This window comes from Pseudomonas sp. MF09150 (genome assembly GCF_059862355.1).
Genome location: NZ_JCBCUS010000007.1, coordinates 359,843 through 381,857 on the forward strand (window position 1 = coordinate 359,843; position 22,015 = coordinate 381,857).

The 22,015-nt window shown below is 61.6% G+C and carries 16 protein-coding genes; 6 read left to right on the forward strand and 10 right to left on the reverse strand.

Annotated features, from left to right (window positions below; all coding sequences use genetic code 11):
• Positions 1-129: 129 nt before the first annotated feature.
• A complete protein-coding gene (locus tag AC19YX_RS25365; protein WP_500607280.1) occupies positions 130-5,976 on the forward strand; it encodes an alpha-2-macroglobulin in 5,847 nt (1,948 codons plus the stop codon).
• A gap of 34 nt (positions 5,977-6,010) precedes the next feature.
• Positions 6,011-8,308 (forward strand): penicillin-binding protein 1C, encoded by a 2,298-nt coding sequence (gene pbpC, locus AC19YX_RS25370; protein WP_500607281.1) that lies wholly within the window; start codon positions 6,011-6,013, stop codon positions 8,306-8,308.
• Positions 8,309-8,689: 381 nt separating this feature from the next.
• Here the strand turns inward: pbpC and flgE are convergent, their stop codons facing one another.
• From flgE to AC19YX_RS25400, 6 genes are all read right to left on the reverse strand, one after another.
• On the reverse strand, positions 8,690-10,018 hold the full coding sequence (flgE, locus tag AC19YX_RS25375) for a flagellar hook protein FlgE (RefSeq protein ID WP_500607282.1): 1,329 nt from the start codon (positions 10,016-10,018) through the stop codon (positions 8,690-8,692).
• 30 nt (positions 10,019-10,048) lie between these two features.
• Positions 10,049-10,786 (reverse strand): flagellar hook assembly protein FlgD, encoded by a 738-nt coding sequence (gene flgD / locus AC19YX_RS25380; RefSeq protein WP_500607283.1) that lies wholly within the window; start codon positions 10,784-10,786, stop codon positions 10,049-10,051.
• Positions 10,787-10,801: 15 nt separating this feature from the next.
• Positions 10,802-11,245, reverse strand: a complete 444-nt coding sequence (gene flgC / locus AC19YX_RS25385; protein WP_020295654.1) for a flagellar basal body rod protein FlgC — start codon at positions 11,243-11,245, stop codon at positions 10,802-10,804.
• A 3-nt stretch (positions 11,246-11,248) separates the two neighbouring features.
• The gene (gene flgB, locus AC19YX_RS25390) at positions 11,249-11,656 is read right to left on the reverse strand and encodes a flagellar basal body rod protein FlgB (protein WP_020295655.1); all 408 of its coding nucleotides are present in this window, start codon (positions 11,654-11,656) and stop codon (positions 11,249-11,251) included.
• A 254-nt stretch (positions 11,657-11,910) separates the two neighbouring features.
• On the reverse strand, positions 11,911-12,738 hold the full coding sequence (gene cheR, locus AC19YX_RS25395) for a protein-glutamate O-methyltransferase CheR (protein ID WP_078470835.1): 828 nt from the start codon (positions 12,736-12,738) through the stop codon (positions 11,911-11,913).
• 44 nt (positions 12,739-12,782) lie between these two features.
• Positions 12,783-13,715, reverse strand: coding sequence for a chemotaxis protein CheV (locus tag AC19YX_RS25400; protein ID WP_020295657.1), 933 nt, complete (start codon positions 13,713-13,715; stop codon positions 12,783-12,785).
• A 75-nt stretch (positions 13,716-13,790) separates the two neighbouring features.
• Between AC19YX_RS25400 and flgA the strand changes: the two genes are divergently transcribed.
• The 4 genes from flgA to AC19YX_RS25420 all read left to right on the forward strand — a co-directional run bounded on the left by flgA (position 13,791) and on the right by AC19YX_RS25420 (position 16,386).
• Entirely contained in the window at positions 13,791-14,552 is a 762-nt protein-coding gene (flgA, locus tag AC19YX_RS25405) for a flagellar basal body P-ring formation chaperone FlgA (RefSeq protein WP_500607284.1), read from the forward strand.
• Between the two features lie 148 nt (positions 14,553-14,700).
• Positions 14,701-15,027, forward strand: a complete 327-nt coding sequence (gene flgM, locus AC19YX_RS25410) for a flagellar biosynthesis anti-sigma factor FlgM (protein WP_078470837.1) — start codon at positions 14,701-14,703, stop codon at positions 15,025-15,027.
• 48 nt (positions 15,028-15,075) lie between these two features.
• Positions 15,076-15,543 (forward strand): flagella synthesis protein FlgN, encoded by a 468-nt coding sequence (locus AC19YX_RS25415; protein ID WP_020295660.1) that lies wholly within the window; start codon positions 15,076-15,078, stop codon positions 15,541-15,543.
• A gap of 96 nt (positions 15,544-15,639) precedes the next feature.
• Entirely contained in the window at positions 15,640-16,386 is a 747-nt protein-coding gene (locus AC19YX_RS25420; RefSeq protein ID WP_043228721.1) for a flagellar brake protein, read from the forward strand.
• 82 nt (positions 16,387-16,468) lie between these two features.
• Here the strand turns inward: AC19YX_RS25420 and AC19YX_RS25425 are convergent, their stop codons facing one another.
• The 4 genes from AC19YX_RS25425 to AC19YX_RS25440 all read right to left on the reverse strand — a co-directional run bounded on the left by AC19YX_RS25425 (position 16,469) and on the right by AC19YX_RS25440 (position 21,695).
• The gene (locus tag AC19YX_RS25425) at positions 16,469-17,845 is read right to left on the reverse strand and encodes an MFS transporter (protein WP_078470838.1); all 1,377 of its coding nucleotides are present in this window, start codon (positions 17,843-17,845) and stop codon (positions 16,469-16,471) included.
• Positions 17,846-17,915: 70 nt separating this feature from the next.
• Entirely contained in the window at positions 17,916-19,157 is a 1,242-nt protein-coding gene (locus AC19YX_RS25430) for a glutamine synthetase family protein (RefSeq protein WP_178102944.1), read from the reverse strand.
• A 244-nt stretch (positions 19,158-19,401) separates the two neighbouring features.
• Positions 19,402-20,094, reverse strand: a complete 693-nt coding sequence (locus AC19YX_RS25435; protein WP_078470840.1) for a sensor histidine kinase — start codon at positions 20,092-20,094, stop codon at positions 19,402-19,404.
• Positions 20,091-21,695, reverse strand: a complete 1,605-nt coding sequence (locus AC19YX_RS25440) for a tetratricopeptide repeat-containing response regulator (protein ID WP_078470841.1) — start codon at positions 21,693-21,695, stop codon at positions 20,091-20,093. Before AC19YX_RS25440 ends, AC19YX_RS25435 begins: the two co-directional genes overlap by 4 nt.
• Positions 21,696-22,015 lie beyond the last annotated feature (320 nt).

Here is a 22,015-nt window from a genome sequence, read left to right on the forward strand (position 1 = left end):
GATAGACCTCTGGTTTATCGGGGGTTTTCTTTTGCTTGCAATTTACCGGTGACAACCGCTTAAACCACGGTTTGTGGCGGGTGTTCAGGTGTAAGATGGCGCGCCATTCAACTTCAGGGATTTTTTGCAATGTTTGCCAGGTGCAGGGACGCAGCGCGCCGCCTTTTCGGCGTTTTATCAACCGTGGCACGCCTGTTGTTCGGGCTGACCCTGTGGCTGGCGCAAAGCCTTCTTGGCCAATGGCGCCCGCCCTATTGGCTGCGCAAACTGATCCCTGCACTGGGACGAGGCCTGACCGCCATCGGGCGCAAGGTCCAGGCCTACCCACGGCAATTTGCTGCCGGCATCGCGACCCTCGCCGTGCTGAGTGCCGGCGGCCTGTATGGCTGGCACTGGTACTCCAACCTGCCGCAACCGCACACCGTGCATTACAGCGTGCAGGGCCCCAGCCTGACCGACTACACCCGGCAGCCGCTGCTGATCGACACCCTGCGTATCCGCTTCAATGAATCGGTGGCGCCCCTTGAAGCCATCAATCAACCCGTGACCGAAGGCATCACCCTGAGCCCGGCAGTCGCCGGCAGCTGGCGCTGGGTCGAGGACCGCACCCTGCAATTCACCCCGGACCAGGACTGGCCGATCGACGCCAAATACAGCGTCGAGCTGGCCAAGAAAAAGCTGCTGGCCGATGGCGTGCTGTTGAGTCAGTACAGCAACACATTTTCCACCCCCGCATTCAGCGCCACCCTGGTTCAGAACGAGCTGTATCAGGACCTGGTCGACGCCAGCCTGAAACAGCAGGTCGCCACCTTCAGGTTCACCCACCCCGTGGATGAAGAGAGCGTGCGCAAACGAATCAAGTTCTCCCTCGGCACCGGCCTGCAATACCGCGACCCAAAAGCCGCGAATCAGCCCGAGATCAGCTTCGACACCTTCAAGCTGCAGGCCTATATCCGCTCTGCGGCGTTGGCCACGCCACTGGAAACCAACCAGATCAGTCTGACCCTCGGCGAAGGGGTCAAGTCTCAACTGGGCGGCAACGCCACCCCTTCCTCGCAAACCCGCCTGGTGACGGTGCCCGGTCGCTATCGGCTGACCTTCAGCAACAGCGAAATCAACTTCGCCGACAATGATCGCGGCGAACCCGAGCCGGTGCTGATGTTCACCAGCTCCAGCGCCGTGGCCGACGAGGCGATTGCCGGCAAGGTCCAGGCCTGGCTGCTGCCGGAAAAAAACCAGGACGACCTCGCCCCCTGGTACGCCAAGGACATCGACGAAGCCCTGCTGGCCCGCTCGCAACCGATCAAGCTCAGCCATGTACCCAGTGTCGAGCCGCTCAATACCGAGCACGCCTTCAAGTTCAAGGCACCCGCGGGGCGCACCCTCTATGTGCAAATCCCGGCGCGGATCGAGGCGATTGGCGGCTACCTGGCGAAAAACCCTACAACCTCATTGCTGAGCATGCCGGCCTACCCGCGCACCCTGCGTTTTGTGTCCGACGGTGCCCTGCTCAGCCTCACCGGTGAAAAACGCGTAGGTTTCATGGCCCGTGGCGTGCCCGGCGCCCACGTAGAGATCGCCCGCGTCCTGCCCAACCAGCTGCAACACCTGGTCGACCAGAGCAGCGGCAGCTTTGCCCGCCCCAACTTTGCCAATGACTATTTCGACCGCATGGTCGAGCGCCAGTCCCTGGACATCCCGCTGTCCGCCAGCGATCCGTCCAAGACCCAATACGACAACGTCGACCTTGGCAGCTATCTCAGCGCCAACGGCGGTCGCCGCGGGATCTTCGTGCTCAAGCTCAGCGCCCAGGACCAACCGAGCCAGCGCACCTTCGACGGTTACTCGCAAAGCGCGACCAATGACCTGCGTTTTATCGTGGTCACGGACCTTGGCATCATTGCCAAGCGCTCCAGCGACGGCAGCCATGACCTGTACGTGCAATCCATCGGCAGCGGCCTGCCGGTGGCCGAGGCCCAGGTCGAGATCATCGGACGCAACGGTTTGCCGGTCAGCAGCGGCAAGACCGACGCCCAGGGTCACGCGCACTTCGCCAAGCTCGACGAGCTGCGACGCGAGAAAACCCCGCTGATGTATGTGGTGACCCGCGGCAACGATCAGTCATTCCTGCCGATCGCCCGCCAGTCGCAACAGTTGGACCTGTCGCGCTTCGACGTCGGCGGCCTGCAGGAAGACGGCACCAGCAACCGCCTGAGCGCCTACCTGTTCAGCGACCGGGGCTTGTACCGCCCGGGCGAGACCGCACACCTGGGCATGATCGTGCGCAGCGGCGACTGGAAAGGTGCCTTGCAGGGCCTGCCGGTCGAACTGCTGATCACCGACCCACGGGGCCTGACGGTGGTGCGCGAGCCCCTGAAGCTGTCCTCCAGCGGTTTTGAAAGCTACGACTTTGCCAGCAGCGACGTGGCGCCGGCCGGCGATTACACCGCGACCCTGCAACTGATTGGCGACAAACAACTGCGTACCCACCTGGGCAGTGTCAATTTCAAGGTCCGCGACTTCGAGCCGGACCGCCTGAAGGTCAGCCTGAGCCTGCACGACACCCCGGTCGCCGGTTGGATCGCGCCGGATCAGGTCGAGGCCAAGGTCACTGCGCTGCACCTGTTCGGCGCGCCGGCCGCAGGGCGGCGGATCACCGCCAACTTGTCGCTGAACCCGGCACTGGCGGGGTTCGAGCGTTACCCCGAGTACCGCTTCCGCCTCAACGACTCGCTGACTGAAGCCAGCAGCGAAGACCTGGCGGAAACCACCGCCGACGACAATGGCCAGGCCGTGCTCGACCTGGACCTCAAGCGTTTTGCCAACAGCACCTACCGCCTGCAGGTCCTGACCCAGGTGTATGAGGCCGAGGGTGGGCGCAATGTGGCGGCGCAAAGTTCGTTGCTGGTGTCTTCGGCGCCCTACCTGATCGGGGTGAAGAGCCAGGACTCGCTGTCCTACGTGACCAAGGGTACGGCGCGCCAGGTGCAATGGCTGGCTGTCGGGCCGGACCTGAGCCCGCGTGCGGTCGAAGGCCTGGTCAGCCAGGTGATCGAGCACCGCTACGTGTCGGTGCTGGTCAAGCAGGCCAATGGCACCTACAAGTACGAGTCACGCCTCAAGGACACGGCTCAACCCGCCTCGCCGCTGACGCTCACCGAGCAGGGCGCGACCCAGGTGCTGGACACCCAGACGCCGGGCGACTTCACCCTGCAACTCAAGGATGCCAACGGCAACCTGCTCAACCAGATCGACTACAGCGTCGCTGGCAAAGGCAACACTTCGCGTTCCCTGGAACGCAACGCCGAACTGCAACTGCGGCTCGACAAACGCAGCTACGCCAGCGGCGACGAGATCGCCATCAGCATTCGCGCGCCCTACACCGGCGCCGGGCTGATCACCATCGAGCGCGACAAGGTCTACAGCCAGCAGTGGTTCAAGGCCGACAGCACCAACAGCGTGCAGCACATCCGGGTGCCCAAGGGCCTGGAGGGCAACGCCTACGTCAACGTGCAGTTCGTGCGTGACATCGGCTCGTCCGAGGTCTACATGAGCCCGCTGTCCTATGGTGTGGTGCCCTTCAGTATCAACCTCGATGCGCGCCGCATGCCGCTGAAAGTCGAAGGGCCGGCGCAGATCGAACCGGGGCAAGTGCTGGATATCAAGGTCAGCAACGACCGGCCGACCCGCGCGGTGATCTATGCGGTCGATGAAGGCATCCTGCAGGTTGCGCGCTACAAGGCACCCGACCCGCTAGGCTTCTTCTTCCAGAAACGCGCCCTGGAAGTCGGCACCAGCCAGATCCTCGACCTGATTCTGCCGGAGTTCAGCCGCCTGCTCAGTGGCGCAGCCCCGGGTGGCGACACCGAGGGTGCCCTGGCGTCGCACCTCAACCCGTTCAAGCGCAAGCACCAGCCGCCTGTGGCCTGGTGGTCGGGGGTGGTGGACCTGCCGGCCGGTGAAAGCGTGCTGCACTACCAGCTGCCGGACAACTTCAACGGCAAGCTGCACCTGTTTGCCGTGGCGGTGGACGCCAACAGCGTCGGCGTCAGTGAGAGCGCGAGCGAAGTGCGCGGCCCGCTGGTGATCACGCCGAACGTGCCGGCCTTTGTCGCCCCTGGGGATATTTTCACGGTCAGCGCTGGGGTCTTCAGCAACCTGGAAGTCGATACCGCCGTGAAGTTCGAGCTGCAAACCAGCGCCGGACTGCAGGTCGAAGGCGAACCCGGGAGCACGCTGCAACTGCAACCGCGCAAGGAAGGCGTGGCGCAGTTCCGGATCAAGGTCCTGGAAAACCTCGGTTCCGCCGACCTGCGCTTTATCGCGGTCTTGCCCGACGGCAAACGGATCCAGGTCGCGGAAACCACCTCGGTCCGCCCCTTGAGCGAACACCGGGTGGCCCTGACCCTCGGCCGCTTTGAAGGCGCCAGCCAGGAACTGCTGCCGACCCGCAATCTGTTCAGCGAGTTGCGCAATGTCCAGGTGGGTGTTGCCGCGTCGCCACTGGTATGGGCCGACGGCCTGAAACACTACCTGGACGACTACGCCTACGCCTGCACTGAGCAACTGGTGTCCAAAGCCATGCCGGCTCTGATCTGGCGCGATGCGCAAGCGAGCGTGCCATCCACACAGGGCTTCGACGGCCTGCTGCGGGTACTGCGCCAACGGCAGAACCAGGCCGGCGGCTTCGGCTTGTGGGCGGCCAACCCACAGGTCACGCCCTATGCCAGCCTGTACGCCACCGACTTCCTGATCGAAGCCCGCGAACGCGGCCTGGCCGTGCCCGGCGACCTGCTGGAGCGGGCCAATGCCTACCTGACCGAGATCGCCAACGGTCCGAGCGAAGGCCTGCAGGAATTGCGCAACCGCGCCTACGCCAGCTACCTGCTGAGCCGCCAGGGGATCCTGGTCAGCGGTGCCCTGAGCGATATCCGCGAGCGTTACGAAACCTATCACCGCGATACCTGGCAGAACGACCTGGGCGCGGCCTACCTGGCGGCCAGCTATAAGCTCCTGAAACAGGATCGCCTGGCCGATCGGCTGTTCCGCAAGCTTCCCTGGCGCACCCTGAACGACCGCTGGGATAGCGACGGTTTGTATTACGACCCTCTGGTGCACGATGCCGAACACCTGCACCTGCTGAGCAAACACTTTCCCGACCTGGTGGACGATGTGCCGCTCGAGTTGCTGGATAAACTCGGCAAGCGTCTCAACGAGCAGCGCTACAACTCACTGTCGGCCGCCCTGCTGTTGCGGGCGCTGGACAACTACGGGCAGCGCGCCGAGAGCGGCATGCACCTCAAGGCCAGCGCCTGGCTCAACGACAAGTCCCAGCAATTGCTGAACATGGTCGGCCAGCCACCGCGCAGTGCGGTGCCGGCGGCCACTGAAAAGCTGCTCCTGGAGAAGTCCTCCGGTCCTGCCGCGTTCTACATGCTCAGCGAAGCCGGTTTCGATCGCGGCGCCAACACCCAGCCCCTGAGCAATGGCCTGGAAGTGATCCATGACTACCTCGACCTCAAGGGCCAGCCGGTGACCCAGGTCAGCGTGGGCGATGAGTTCCTGGTGCGCCTGCGCCTGCGAGCCACCGAACATGACCAGGTGCAGCAAGTGGCCGTGGTCGACCTGTTGCCAGGTGGCGTCGAGCCGGTCTATCGCCTGCCGCCGCAGCCCAAGCAGCGCGACGAGGAGGATGAAGACCAGGAGCAATCGTCCGGCGATGACGACGAGGAATCCTGGCAAGCGCCGGTCGGTGAGAGCGAGTTGAGCAACTGGCAGCCGGAGTACATTGATGTGCGCGATGACCGTGTGGTGTTCTACGGCACCGTGCTGCGCGACGCCGCGACCTTTGTCTACCGCGTGCGCGCGACCAACGCCGGGACCTTCAACACGCCGCCGGCGTATGCCGAAGGGCTCTACCAGACCACCCTGCAAGGACGTGGCAAGGTAGGCCAGCTTGAAATCGTCAAACCTTGAGCCCCAGTCCCAACGCAGGCCCCTTGGACAGCGCTTGAAACCGCTGTTCAAGGGCCTGCTGCTGGGGGCAATCGGCTTGGGGCTGCTGCGGCTGTGGCCCCATGCGCCGCTGCAACAGGCGGCGCCTTCGTCGCGAGTGGTGCTGGCCGAGGATGGCACACTGCTGCGCATGACCCTGGCCAGCGATGGTCAATACCGTCTGTGGTTGCCTCTGGAGCGCATCTCGCCGTCACTGGTGCAGGCCCTGCTGCTCAAGGAGGACCGCAATTTCTACTACCACCCCGGGGTCAACCCGCCGGCGCTGTTGCGCGCTGCGCTGGCCACCTACAGCGGCGGGCTGCGCCAGGGCGGCTCGACCCTGAGCATGCAGCTGGCGCGCAGGCTGTATGACCTCAACACCCGACAGGTTCCCGGCAAGCTGCAACAGATGGTGCTGGCCCTGTGGCTGGAGGCACGCTACAGCAAGCACGACATCCTCGAGGCCTACCTGAACCTGGCGCCCATGGGCGGCAATATCGAAGGCGCCGAAGCGGCCAGCCGTGTCTACTTCGCCAGGCCGGCAGCCCAGCTCTCGCTGTCGCAAGCCCTGGCCCTGGCGGTGATTCCGCAACAACCCAACCGCCGCGCGGCTTTCACCGCCGACCTGCAACAGGCCCGGCTGCGCCTGATGGCTGCCTGGCGCGAGGCCTATCCGGATGACCCACGCAATCAAAGCCTGCTGGAATTGCCCCTGGAAGCCCGCAACCGCCAGCAATTACCGTTTCTTGCGCCGCACCTGAGCGAACAACTGCTGGCCGCCCACGCCGGCAGCGAGCTGAAAAGTACCCTCAACCTGCCTCTGCAACGCCTGCTGGAACGCCTGATCCAGGGTTATATCGGCGAAAAACACGACCTCGGCGTGGACAATGCGGCCGCCATCCTGCTCGATACCCGCGACCAGAGCGTCAAGGCCCTGGTCGGTTCAGCCGACTATTTCTCGCTGCCGATCCAGGGCCAGGTCAACGGCGTGCTGGCGCGACGCTCGCCGGGCTCGACCCTCAAGCCGTTTCTCTATGGGCTGGCGATCGACCAGGGGCTGATCCACCCCATGAGCATCCTCAGGGACATGCCGAGCAACTTCGGTTACTTCCAGCCGGAGAACTTCGATGGCAGTTTCATCGGCCCGCTGAACGCGCAGGAGGCGTTGATCCGCAGTCGCAACATTCCGGCGGTATGGCTCGCCAGCCAGCTGAAAACCCCGACCCTCTACGACCTGCTGCAACGCTCCGGCGTCAAGGGGCTACGCGCGCCAGGGCATTACGGCCTGGCCCTGGCCCTGGGCGGCGGCGAGATGAGCATGGAGGAACTGGCCCGGCTGTACCTGATGCTGGCCGGTGACGGCCACCTGCGACCGCTGCGCTACCTGAGCCAGCAGCCGACCGGCAGCGGCGAGCAACTGCTCAGCCCGCAAGCGAGCTTTATGGTGCGCGACATGCTGCGCCACAACCCGCGTCCGGATGGGCTGCCGGCCGACAGCCGCGGCCGGCATTGGCGCACTGCGTGGAAGACCGGCACCTCCTGGGGGTTTCATGACGCCTGGAGCGCCGGACTGGTAGGGCCTTATGTGCTGGTGGTGTGGGTCGGCAATTTCGACGGCCGGCCCAACCCGCAGTTCATTGGGGCCAAGACCGCGGGGCCGCTGTTTTTCAGGATCGCCGACGCCCTGCCGCTGGCCCTGCCCACGGTCGCCGAGCGCGCCGACAAACCGCCGCCCGGGCTGACGCGGATCCAGGTGTGCAGCGCCTCGGGCGAACTGCCCAACCGCTGGTGCCCGCAAACCCGCAAGACCTGGTACATCCCCGGCGTATCACCGATCCGGGTGTCTAACCTGCATCGCCCGGTGCTGATCGACACCCGCACCGGCAAGGCCGCCTGCCCGCCGTTTGACCCGCAGTACACCCGCGAGGAGGTCTTCGAATTCTGGCCCAGCGATGTGCGCCGGCTATACCGCGCCGCGGGGTTGCCAAGGCGCGCAGTGCCCAATGTGCTCAAGGCCTGCCAGCCCGAGCGCAATGCCGATCAGAGCGAGGCGCCACAAATACGCTCGCCGCTGACCCAGGTGACCTACAACCTGCGCCTGTCGCGGCCGGAAGAAAACATCCAGCTGAGCGCCAATGCCGCCAGTGACGCACGCCGGCTGTACTGGTTCGCCGACCAGACCCTGATCGGCCAGGGCCCACCCCAGGTCAGCCTCACCTGGCGACCACAAAGGTCCGCCAGCTATCAACTGCGAGTCACCGATGACCAGGGCCGCAGCGCCAGCCACACCTTGAACGTAGAGTTCCAACCCTGACCCAGCCTGTAGCCGCTGCCGAGCTTGGCGAGGCTGCACTGATTACATCAGGGAAAACTACGCCGTCTAACAAGGGCCAGCGTCCGAACGCGGCCCGAGCCTGGCGGCAGCGGCTACAGCGGCCCGAACCCGCGCTATCCCAGGCACACCCAGGCGAAGGTCATGCCGCAGAACAGCATCGGCAGGAGATCAAGAAACACATTCATTCGGGCACGTTCCCTGTTGGCGAGTGCCAGCAATGTAGTCGCTGAATATGACAATTGTCTGTCGCACCACAGCTCGCCACTGCGCCCTGCCCAGCCCCAAAACAGAAAAGCCCTGCCGGCATGACCCGGCAGGGCTTTTCGTGGCGAGTCGGGCTGAATGATCAGCCCGCCAGCATCAGGTCATCTGGATGATGGTCTGCATGATGGTGCTCTGGGTGGAGATGGTCTTGGCGTTCGCCTGGTAGTTGCTCTGCGCCTTGATCAGCTCGACCAGTTCGTTGGTCAGGTTGACGTTGGACTCTTCCAGGGAGTTGGACACCACAGAACCCAGGGTACCGGTCTGTGGCGCATCGTAGCCCGGGATGCCCGACGCGAAGGTTTCTTTCCAGCTGGTGCCGCCTACCGGCTGCAGGCCCTGCTCGTTGGTGAAGCTGGCCAGGGAAATCTGACCGATCGGCTTGGTCTGGTTGTTGCTGAAGTTGGCCAGCAACACACCGCTGCCGTCGATGGTCAGGTTGGTGATCTGGCCAGTGGCGTAGCCGTCCTGGGCCGGGATCGAGCGGGCGGTATCGGCGTTGAACTGGGTGGTATTGGCCACAGAGACCGACACGGTGCCGCCGGAGCTGGCGCCGTTGGCTTTCCACACGCCATTGGTCACGGTACCCGGGATCCAGCCAGTCAACTTCAGGTCGTTGCTGATGGTTGGGGCCCCTGGCGGGTTTGGAGTACTGACCTGCACCAACTTGCCAGAAGTATCGAACGTAATGGTCGAGGCGACTGGGTCGGTGGCGGAAAGGTTCTTGGTCGGCAGGCTGCCATCCATGTTGCGACCGTCGATCAGGGTGTAGGTCTTCCAGGTGTTGGCACCCGTCTTGACCATGTACTGGTCCATGCGGTGTTCGTTGCCCTGAGTATCAAAAATGGGCGTGCTGAACTGCTTGGTGAAGGTCGACGACAGCGTCGGGTCAAACCGATTACCAATTACCGTGTCGTCGATAGGGTCGGACGTCGAGTTCAGGTTGATGGTCGAGGACACCGAGGTGGTAGCCTTCGGCGCCAGGTTCGAGGTGTCGATCCGCAGGTCGGTCAACACACCGTTGATGATCTTGCCATTGGCATCCACACCGTAACCCTGCAGGCGAGCGGTGCCGTCGGAGTTGGTGACGTAGCCTTCCTTGTCGGTCTTGAAGGTACCGGCACGGGTGTAAGTCAACGAACCGTTGTTGCTCAGGACAAAGAAGCCCTGGCCCTGGATCCCCATGTCCAGCACGTTGCCGGTGTTGTTCACGTCACCCTGGTTGAACTGCTGGGAAACGTTGGCCAGGCGCACGCCGTTGCCAATCACTTTGCTGCCGCTGCCCAGCTTGGTGGCCGAGTAGACGTCGGCGAATTCCGCGCGCGACGATTTGAAACCGGTGGTTGCGACGTTGGCGATGTTGTTGCCGGTAACGTCCAGCTGCTTGTTGGCTGCATAGAGACCGCTAAGGCCGATATTGAAAGACATATTCCACTCCTTGTGCCGGGTTAGTCGGCTCTATATACCAATGGTTTTGACTTTGGACAGAGCGATCGGGCTGCTCAGTCCGGCGAGGTTCAACATCAATTCACCGCCAGTCTGGCTGATGGTGACGCTATTGACCGTCGCAGGCAGGTAGGTGACCAGGGCGACCGCGGTGTTATCGATCGTGGTGCTGGCTTTGAAGGTGTAGTTGCCCGGGTCGGCCTTGGTGCCGTCGGTCTTGGTGCCGTCCCAGGTGAAGCTCGAGGTGCCCGCAACCTGGCTGCCCAGATCGATGGTTTTCACCACTTTGCCGTCTTTGTCGGTGATGGTCACGGTCACGCCCGCGACGCTGCTCGGCACAGTGATCGAACCGGTCATGCTCTTGGTGGTGTCGACCTGGGTAGTGCCGGACTGCACGATCACCGAGCGACCGACCAGGGACGAGGCCTGCAGGGCCTGGCTCGACTTGTAGTTGCCGGAAATCGCGGTGACCGAGTCATTGAGCGTGGTGATGCCTTCCAGGCTGCTGAACTGCGCCAGTTGCGCCACGAACTCGCTGTTGTCCTGCGGGTCCAGAGGGTTCTGGTTTTTCAGCTGGGTCACCAGCAGTTGCAGGAACGCATCCTTGCCCAGGGCTTTTTTACCGGTGGCGCTGTTGGTGGCCGAGGTAATGCCGTCGGCGCTTGAGGTCGCGGTCTTTTTCGACGAGTTCGCGAGAATCTGATTCAGACTCAAGCTGCTGGTGGTGCTGGTGGTGTCGTTAATGCTCATTGGAGAGGCCCCTTATCACTGACCCAGGGTCAGGACCTTCTGCATCATGGTCTTGGCGGTGTTCATCATTTCGGCGTTGGTCTGAAACGAACGGCTCGCGGAAATCATGTCGGCCATTTCTTCAACCACGTTGACGTTGGGGTAGTAGACATAACCCTTGGCGTCAGCGGACGGATGGTTAGGCTCGTAACGCGCTTCGAGGTTGCTCTGGTCTTCGACCACACCCAGCACCTGCACGCCCTGGCCAGTGGAGTCCTGGTTCTGGAACAGCGACTGGCTGCCACCGCTCTGCGCACCCTGGAACATGGTGGCGAACACCGGGTGGCGGGCACGGTAGGTCTGGTCGATGCTCGACGACACGGTCTCGGCGTTGGCGATGTTACTGGCGACGGTGTTCAAGCGAGTGGTCTGAGCACTCATGCCGCTACCGGCGATATTGAAAACACTGGCGAGGGACATGGATTACTCTCCGCGCAGGGCCGAAATCAGCCCTTTGAATTTGCTGTTGAGCAGCGTGAAGCTGGCCTGGAAGTTGACCGAGTTCTCGGCGTAGTTCGACTGTTCCAGTTGGGCGTCCACGGTGTTCTGGTCGATGGAAGGCTGCATCGGCGTGCGGTACAGCAGCGACTCGTCGCCGTTACCCATGCCTTCAGCTTCGATATGACGGCTGTTGGTCATGTTCAAGGCAAAGGTGCCGTTCTTGGTCTTCTCGTTCTGCTCGGCGAGCACGGCGGAGAAATCCAGATCCCGAGCCTTGTAGTTCGGGGTGTCGGCGTTCGCGATGTTGTTGGCCAGAACTTCGGCGCGCTTGGCGCGAAAGCCCAGAGCCTGTTCATGGATACCGAGCGCTTTATCGAAGCTGATGCTCATGTCGGGAAACCTTTGGGTGACCTGATTTTTCGTAATCTGGATATAGCAAGCCCCGTGCCAAGTGCAAAAGCCCCGTAAATCAAGGCTTCGCCGGTAGCGGCAAGGCGGCAATGCCAGAAAAGCGGCAATGGATTTCCGCGATGCGCCAGCAAAGCGGCAACCTCACTGCCGCTTTTACGCCGCGCCCCGGCAACGACCAGGCACAAAAAAGGAGGCACAAGGGCCTCCTTTTATCGACTCGCTCTCCACCCGGCCTACTTCGCCTGGTAGATGATCCCCGGGCTGCACTGAACCATCTGGAAATGATCAGGCAGGCCGTTGAGCGCCTCGGATGCGCCAAGAAACAGGTAACCGCCCGGCTTCAAGGTGCTGTGAATGCGCATCAGGATGTCCTTCTTCACCTCAGCGGAGAAGTAGATCAACACGTTGCGGCAGAACACGATGTCGAACTTGCCGAGGCTCGCGTAGCTGTCCAGCAGATTGAACGAGCGGAACTCCACCCGACTCTTGATCGGCGCCTTGATCGCCCAGCGCCCCGGCCCTTTCGGGTCGAAGTAGCGTTGCAGGCGCTCGGCAGACAGGCCGCGGCCAATCGCCAGGCTGTCGTATTCGCCGGTCTTGCAGTTGTTGAGCATGGTGCCGGACAAATCGGTGGCAACGATCTGCACACCCATTTTCAGGTGACCCATGTTGGTCCGTTCGAACTCGTCGATCGACATCGACAACGAGTAGGGTTCCTGGCCCGACGAGCAGGCGGCCGACCAGATGCGCAAGCGCTGGTTCGGACTGGCCTTGATCGCTTCGGGAAGGACCTTGTTCTTCAGGACCTCAAAGGGATAGGTATCGCGAAACCATAAGGTTTCGTTAGTGGTCATGGCATCCACCACCTGCTCGCGCAAACCGCTGCGCGGCTGGGTCTGAATACGCTGCACCAGCTCACCCAGGGATTTGATGCCCTGCTGTTCCATCAGTTTGTTGAGACGGCTCGATACCAGATATTGCTTGTTCTCACCCAGCAAGATCCCACAGGCTTTTTCCAGGAAGACCCGGAACTGTTCGAAATCCAAATTACCCGTAGACAATGATGCCGCCTCTTAAATCGTATGACCGCCAAGAGCCGATGCCCCTAGCTGTTGTCTGCTGCTTTGATCCGGTCGACTACCCGGGATGCCAGGTCATCAGGACGGAATTTGGCAAGAAAGTCATCGGCACCGACCTTCTTCACCATCGCCTGATTGAATACACCTGACAACGAAGTATGCAGGATGATATGCAGTTTTTGCATGCGCGGATCGTTGCGTATCTCGGCCGTGAGGGTGTAACCGTCCATCTCCGGCATCTCGATGTCGGAAATCATCATCAGAAATTCTTCTTCCGGCTTCTTGCCCTCGTCCACCAGCTTGCGCAGGTAATCCAGGGCCTGGCGGCCGTCGTTCAGCGCGACCACTTCCACGCCAACCGTCTGCAGGCAGCGTGTCACCTGCTTGCGTGCCACCGACGAATCGTCGACGGTCAGTACCCGCAGGGATATCGCCTTGTGCTGGGTTTCGACGTCCACCACACCGACTGAAATCACTTCCGAGGTCGGCGCCACTTCCGCCAGCACCTTCTCGACATCGATGATTTCGACCAACTGATTGTCAACCCGGGTCACGGCCGTCAGGTAGTGATCGCGACCGGTGCCCTTGGGTGGCGGATGGATCTCCTCCCAGTTCATGTTGACGATACGTTCCACCGACCGCACCAGAAACCCCTGGGTCTTGGTGTTGTACTCAGTGATGATCACAAACGGGTTGCTCAGGTCTTTCAAACCACCCGAACCGGTGGCCATCGCCAGATCCAGGATCGGGATGGTCGCCCCGCGAATACTTGCGACACCGCACACGACAGGACTGGATTTAGGCATCAAGGTCAGTTTCGGGCACTGCAACACTTCCCGAACCTTGAACACGTTGATCCCGTAAAGCTGCTGGCCGTCCAGACGGAACAGCAGCAGCTCCAGGCGATTCTGCCCAACCAGTTGCGTGCGCTGGTTAACCGCATCCATTACACCCGCCATGCCCAGACTCCCCAAAGCTTTAAGTTCCGACGCACGCTCATCGCTAAACGGCACGGGGCTTGCTTTTTAACTGTTATGAACGCCAAAACGACACTTTTCCGACGCCTGACATCAAACTGCCGCAAATTACTTTGCGCGCTGTCAGTTTTGTCTATTTTCAACCCTGGCGGCCCTGCCCTTGCTGACTCGGTCACCCTGCCTGATCTACTTATCGGCGTCACTCAAGGGTTTCTTGAATTCACCGTAGAAGACTATCTGGCCACCAGTCAAACCGCCGGACGCTATGAAATCACGGTTGCCCAACTCGATCCGCGCATGCGCATGCCCAATTGCGACAAGGAATTGACAGCCACCCTTGAAAGCCCGGCGCAGCCCATTGGCCGTGTCACGGTCAAGGTTCGCTGCGACGGCGCCTCGCCCTGGACCGTGTTCGTGCCGGCCCAGGTCAAACTGTTTCGCGAAGTGGTGACCACGACCCGCCCCCTCAAGCGCGCCGGTATCATTGCGCCGGAGGAGGTCACTTTGCGTGAACGTGACATCAGCCAGATCAACCAGGGTTACCTGACCTCGGTCGACGATGCCATTGGGCAGAAACTTGTCCGACCAATGGTCGCCGATCAAGTCATTACCCAACTGCACCTGGAGCAGGCCGAGGTGGTGCGCAAGGGCGATCAAGTAGTGATATCTGCCCGCAGCGGCACCCTGAACGTGCGAATGCCCGGCGAAGCACTGTCCAACGGCGGCATGAACGAGCAGATAAGGGTCAAGAACCTGAACTCGAAACGTGTGATCAAGGCCCGGATTACCGCTCCCGGCCAAGTAGAAGTCGCAATGTAGGAACTGGCGCACAAGCCCGCCCTTCCCTAAACTGTGGTCCATGCGGGCCGCAGCCATGGGCGTTGGTTAATCGACAATAGCGCCTAAAGTTTTCCAGGGTATGGCCGAAAACATGGCAAGCGTCCAAATACCCAGAGGTTTTTTTATCATGGTCATCGATTTCAGCCGTTTAAACAGCTCCCCCTCACTTACCGGCAGTACGCGTACCAGCGCCAACAAAGACATCGGCGACACCGACAAGTCTGCGCCGCTGGCTACCCCGGCTGAACAAGCCAGTACCACCAAAAGCGGGGAATCGGTACACCTCAGCAATGAGGCTCAGCGTTTGCAAAAGGTCACTGACAAGCTGCGCGATCAGCCTGCCGTCGACAAAGCCCGCGTGGCCGAGTTGAAAGCAGCGATTGCCGATGGCAGCTATAAAGTCGACAGCAACCGTGTAGCCAGCAAACTGCTCAATTTCGAAGCCCAGCGCTAGCCAAAGGCCTGCGCCAGGCTTTTGGACGCTTAAAACCCAAGGCCAGCCATGCACGACTCTAATTTACTGCAACTGATCACTGAAGATTTTGCTCCAGCTCAACAATTGCTGGAACTGCTGAAGACCGAATCCCTCGCTCTGTACGGCCGCGACATGCCGCTACTGGAGGATATTCTGGCGCAGAAACATGCGCTGATCATTCTGCTCGAACAGCATGGCCGCAAGCGCAGCGAGATTCTTGCCAGCCTGAACCTACCCGCCAGTCGCGCCGGCCTTGAGCAACTCGCCGAACATTCCTCGATCGGCCCGCAATTGCTTGAGCAAAGCGATGTGCTGACCGAGCTGCTCGCCGAGTGTCAGGCGACCAATGAACTCAACGGTCGCTCGATCCAGGTTCAGCAGGCCACCACCGCGAACCAGCTGAAAATCCTCAACGGCGGCGAAAGCCCCGCACTGTATGACGCCCGCGGATCGACCTCCCTGCTTGCGAAGCCGCGCCCGCTCAGTCAGGCTTGACCCCGGAAAATGTGCGCGCCCTATCAAGCTGCGAAACATGCTGGCAAAATGCTGGCTCTTGCGTGTAGTCGTATTTTGTCTGGAGACTGATGAACCGTGTTCAATGCCCCAAGCGCGGAAGATGCTCCGCAGCCCCCTAAGGTTCTCACCACTCCTCTGGAGATAGCTTCGAACCTGCGGATGCTACAAGAGAGCCATGACCCGCTGATCATCACCTTCCATGAGCGCAGCCAGCGCTTTCAGAGCTATCTGGTCGAAGTCGATCGCGACAGCAACATGATTGCCCTCGATGAAATGATTCCCCGCGACGGTGAACGTTTCATGCTGGCCGGCGAGCCATTTCGCGTCGAAGGCTTCCATGAAGGCGTGCGTATCGCCTGGGAAAGCACCAGCACCCCGACCCTTGATGAGTCCAACAACGGTCGCTGCTACCGTGGCACCCTGCCGGACGAAGTGGTCTATCACCAGCGCCGCAGCGCCTTCCGCGCAGCGCTCAAGCTTTCGCAACTGGTCAACGTCGAACTCGACGGCGAAAAGCTCAAGGAGTCCATCCGCGGCAAGCTGCTGGATATCTCGGCCACCGGTTGCAAACTGCGCTTTGAAGGCGATATCTCCGAGCGTCTGCAACTGGGCCAAGTCTACGAACGTTTTATCGCCGCCCTGCCCTTCGGCAGCATGACTGCTCCCGTCGAGCTGCGGTATCTGCACTATGAAGAGCGCATCGATATCACCTTCGCCGGGGTCCGCTTTCATAATATGAGCGGCCTGGTACAGCGCCAGGTCGAGCGTTTCGTCTATCAGCTGCAACGCGAAGCACGGCGCTTCGATAAAGACGACATGTAAGCCAACGCCAGACATGAAAACGGGCAGCCCCTTGCGGTGACTGCCCGTTTTTTTTGCGCCGCCTTCCGGCAACCGCCAGACCCTAAGGCCTGGCGCCACTGAGATGATGCGGCCCCTCATCCTCGGGCTTGACCTCATTCTCAGCCTCGGTTGCCGGCGACTCATCAGCCGCTGGCTCGTCGGCCACCGGCTCGACGGGGTTCTGCATCTGATCCTGCACCACTTGCTCATCCACCCGTGGGTCAAGAGCCGCCACCAGTGGTGAGCTGGACATGCTGTCCGGCATCGCCACGTGCTGCAGCGGGGCATCATCGACCTGATGCAGATTGGTCACCGCCTTCGGCCGGATCCGCCACACCAGGACCAACGCGAAGAAACTGAAGAACGCGTAGAGCATCTGGCTGCCGAACAGCTTCATCAGCACGCCCGCCACCAACGGCCCGATGCTCGCGCCCACACCGTAGGTCACCAGCAGCATGGCGGTCAGCGACACACGGCGATCGCCTTCGACATGGTCATTGGAAAAAGCCACCGCCAACGGATACAGGCAGAACTGCACCAGCGAACACAGGAAACCCAAGGCAAACAGCACCTCCAGCGGCACACTCGGAAAGATCGCCAGGGGCAGCGCCGCCACCGCCAGAAACATCGCAAAGCAGCGAATCAGCATCGCCCGGTCATAACGATCCGAGAGCCAGCCCAACGGCCACTGCACCAGCAGGCCGGCAAAAATGCAGCAGCCCATGAACAGACCAACCTGCTCGGTGCTCAACCCCTGCTGAGAGGCGTACAGCGGCGCCAGGCCGTAGAACGAGCCAACAATCAGCCCCGCCCCCAGCACCGTACTCAGAGATTGCGGCACGCGTTTGATAAAGAAGCGTGGCTCCATCGGCGCCGGGTGCAGTGGCGCCGGGTGAATGCGACGGGTCATGGCCACCGGTACCAGGCACAGAGCGAAGCACAGGGCTACCAGCATCAGCAGTTCCAGGCCAAGGGCCGGGTGCATGACCAGAATCAGTTGCCCCAGGACCAGCCCCAGGTACGAAGCGATCATATAGCCGCTGAACACCAGTCCACGCTGCTTGGCCTCGGCCTGCTCGTTCAGCCAGCTCTCGATGACCATGTACTGGCACATCATGCCCAGGCCGACGATCACCCGCAGCACCAGCCAGGCCGGCAGCCAGTCCACCAGGCCATGGCCGAGAACGGCAGCCCCGACGATACCGGCACAGGTGGCGTAGGCGCGGATGTGCCCGACCCGGGCAATCAGCCGATGGCCGATCTTGCCGCCCAGGACCAGGCCGAAGTAGTTGGCCGCCATCAAGGCACCGACCCATAAGCCATCGACATGGTCGGCGGCCAGGCGCAATGCCAGATAAGTGCTGAGCAAGCCCGAGCCGATAAGCATCATCAGCGAGGCGAAATAAAGCGCTCGAAAGGATTTCCAGATTTGGCGCATCGGCGTTCCGAGCGGCTCCTTGAATTGAGTGTCGGGCCGTCTTCACGACAGCCCGACGGCGACGGTTCAGTTAGGCCTGGGCCGCTAAAACACGCCGTTCCCAGGGAGTAATTTCATCAAAGAAGCTGGTCAACTCCATGGTCTTCGAAGCGATGTAGCCTTCGATGAACTCTTTGCCGAACAGTTCCTTGGCCAATGGACTACGTTTCAGACGTTCAAGGGCCGCATGCAAGGTACAAGGCAGTGACAAACTGTCCGGCACTTCGAATTCACCCTGGATCGCGGCTTGCGGTTCCAGTTCGTTTTCGATGCCGTGCAGGCCGGCTGCCAGGCTGGCGGCGATGGCCAGATAAGGGTTGGCATCCGCCCCCGGCAGGCGGTTTTCCACCCGGCGCGCCACCGGCGAACTGGCCGGAATACGCAAGCCTGCGGCGCGGTTGTCATGGGACCAGCACGCATTGTTCGGCGATGCGTAAGGATGGCACAGGCGCTGATAAGAATTGACGTTGGGCGCGAACAACGCGGTGAAATCCGCCATGCCGGCCTGCTGTCCGCCGATAAAGTGACGGAAGGTCGCCGTTGGCTGCCCCGCGTCGTCGCTGAACACGTTCCGCCCACTGCCGATCTCGACGATGCTCTGGTGAATATGCATCGAGCTGCCCGGGGTATGGGCCAATGGCTTGGCCATGCACACCACGGTCAGGCCATGCTTGAGCGCCACTTCCTTGAGCAGGTGTTTGAACAGGAACGTCTGGTCGGCCAGCAGCAGGGGATCGCCGTGCAGCAGGTTGATCTCGAACTGGCTGACGCCCATTTCATGCATGAAGGTATCGCGGGGCAGGCCCAGCGCCGCCATGCACGCATACACCTCACTGAAAAACGGACGCAGGCCATTGTTGGAACTGACACTGAACGCCGAATGCCCGTCCTCGCGACGCCCGTCCAGGCCTACGGGCGGCTGGAATGGCTGAGTCGGATCGGTGTTGGGCGCAAACACAAAAAACTCAAGTTCGGTGGCCACCACCGGCGCCAGGCCATGGGCCGCATACCGGGCGATCACCGCCTTGAGCTGGCCGCGAGTGGACAGACGCGAGCTTTCGCCCGTCAATTCATCCGCATCGCAGATCGCCAGGGCACGTGGCTGCTGGCTCCAGGGCAGGCGATGGATCTGTTGCGGATCGGCCACGAGCGCCAGGTCGCCGTCGTCGCTGCCGTAAAAGCGCGCGGGCGGGTATCCGCCCATGATGCATTGCAGCAGCACGCCCCGTGCCATCTGCAACCGCCGCCCTTCGAGAAAACCTTCTGCGGTCATTACCTTGCCGCGGGGCACTCCATTGAGGTCCGGAGTGACACATTCAATCTCATCAATGCCCGTCAATCGCTGTGCGAGTGAACGATGGCCATCGGTTGTCATGACTCAATCCTTGTTGTTGTACGAGCCGAGAACGGCGACCCGTACAAAATAGGCTTCGGCTGTTCGGAATATCAAGCAGCCGTGAGCAAAAAACCACAAAGCTCGGCACACCTCACCCACGGCACCCGCTGCCGGCCGTCCATCAAGGCAGATAAAGACTGAACACACCGCCGCCCAAAGGTCCGCCGTTGCTGATCCGGGTACGACCACGGATGCCGTTGCGCTGATGCAACTCGGCAATCCTGCCGGCGAAGTACAGGCCCAGGCCGGTGCTGCCGCTGCTGTGGTTGATGCCCTGCACGTAATCGTCCTGGCGCTCGATCATCTGCGGCGGGTAACCGTCGCCGTCATCATTGATGGTCAGCACCGTCTGCCCGGCTTCGTCATGCACGCTGATCAGCAGCGCATGACGTGCGTAGCGGATGGCATTGTTGATGCTGTTGGCCAGCACCGAGGCGATCAGCTCGCGGTCGAAAAAGCCCAGCGGACTCAACGGATCAACGTCATAGCTCGCGGCAATGCCACGGCTCTTGAACACGTCCTGATGGCTGGCCAACTGGGCTTCGATAAAGTCATCCAGCTCGTGGTAGTCGGGCCGCAATGGCAACTGGTTGGCGCCGAGTTTGTACAGCCCGAGCAGCTGCACCAGCATGCCGTTGAGGTGGGCGAACTCGAAATCGATCACACCCTGCTCCGAGCTGTTGCGCTCAGGCTCGGGCAGGCGTGCCAGCCACTGGGCCTGGGCCTGCATCAGCAAGGTCAGGGAGTTTTTCATGTCGTGTACGGTGGAGGCGATCACCGTGGAAAAATCCAGCCCCTGTTCACTCTCGTTCATTCGCCAAACGCCTTGCTTCGCAGCTTCTGGTAACGGGGATAGCGCGGGTCGCTGTCGGGCATCAAGCCCACCATCTTCAAGCTCGCCCGGCACTCTTCGAGCAATGCCGGATCGGCGCTGGCATCGGCGCCGTGCAACAACGACTGCGCCATGTTCAGCGCGATACTGATGTTCTTCGGCTGCATCGCCAGCGCCCGGCGGAACAGCTCGCGCGCCTCGCCCAGGGTGCCGGCCTTATAGCTGCGCACACCTTGGCGATTGAGATCGGCCGCAGCGTTGGAGGTGTTGAGAATCGTCGGGTCGTCGGTGAGCTTGGCAATGCCCTGCATCACCTTCGGATCATCACCGTAGATCTCCGCGCAGTTTTTCAGCATCGATGCGCCGGCGCTCGCCTGGCCGAGCATCTGCAACTGCTTGGCCACCAGCAGCGCGGCCTCCGGACTCATGAACTGCTCCATGCCATCCAGCCGCAGCATGGCTTGCTCGGTGAGTTTTTCCGCGGTTTCCGCATCGTTGAGCAACAGGCTGGTGGCCTTCATCAGCCGTGCGCGAATCTGCAAGCCCGGGTCGGTGGGGTTTTCCTTGGCCACCGCACTCAGGGTAGTGTTGATTTCCAGTCGGGTCCGGGTATCCAGGCCTTTTTCGCTGCCCTTGCTGATCAGCGCGTGGGCCAGGCCGAGGTTGCTCTCCGGGTCCTTGAACCGCGACTGCGCACCTTGGGACACCGCCTGGCGATAGGCCTTGGAGGCGGTCTCAAAGTCTTCGTTGCCCATCGCCAGCTTGCCCAGCAACGCCTGGCGACGCACCGCCAGCGGCGACAGGCGCACCGCCTCTTCCAGCACATGCTGCGCGCGCTTGGCATCGCCTTCGACCACCAGCACGTCGGCCAGGCCGTCATAGAGCGCAGGCATCATCGGAAACTGCTTCAGGGCCTTCTCGTAGACATCCTTGGCCTGCCCCACCTGGCCACGCTTGAACAGCAAGCGGCCCAGGCCGACATAGGCCCAAGGCAGCGGACGGTCCGCCAGAATCGTGTTGTACAAACGCTCCAGCGCTTCGTTCTGATTCATATCGCGCAACGCATCGGCCCGATAACGCAGGCACAGCGGCGAATAACGCGGGTCCTGCTTGCACAGGGCAATGCAGGCATTGAGCACTTCCACCGGCTTGCCGCGATCCAGGGCCTCCAGGATCGGCTTCAGCAGATTCTTGCGCTGCTGCAGGCGTTCCAGACGCTGGGCCAGGCCGGAACGGTTGAACGGCTTGGTCAGGTACGCATCGGGCTCGTGCTCCAGGGCACTGAGAACCATGGCCTGGCTGCTCTCGGCAGTCACCATCAGGAACACGCTTTCGTGGCTGATCAGCTTGTCGGTCATCAAGTCTTCGAGCACTTGCTGGCCGTTCTTCTTGCCGTCACCCAGGTGGTAGTCCTGCAGGATGAAATCGTAGCGCTTCTGCGCACACATACGCAGGGCCTGCTCGCCGGTGTCCGCTGTGTCCACGTCCTTGACGCCCAGCTCACGCAACATCGAACGCACCGAACTGCGGAAATCGGAGAAATCATCGACGATCAAAAAGCTTTTTTGGTGGTACGCCAGCATCGAAGATTCCAGGCAATTAAGAAGATGAACCCATTGGCCACTGCAAGGACAAGCCCGGCCCATTTCGGCGCGCAGATAATAACGGGTAGCGATAAGCCATCAACCGCTTTTACGGTTTATCTGTGATTGCCCGCACATGCACAGAGCACTTGCAGGCGCCGGCGCAGCCCGAGAAAACCACTGTCCAACGAGTTATCGGCCAGGAGCGCCGTTCCCTTATAGGGAGGCGGCAGGCAATACGCATTTTTTAGAGCCAAATCTGCAAGGTACAAACGTGCCCCCATCGGCCGAAGCCGGCGGTTGCACAAAGATGCTCGCCA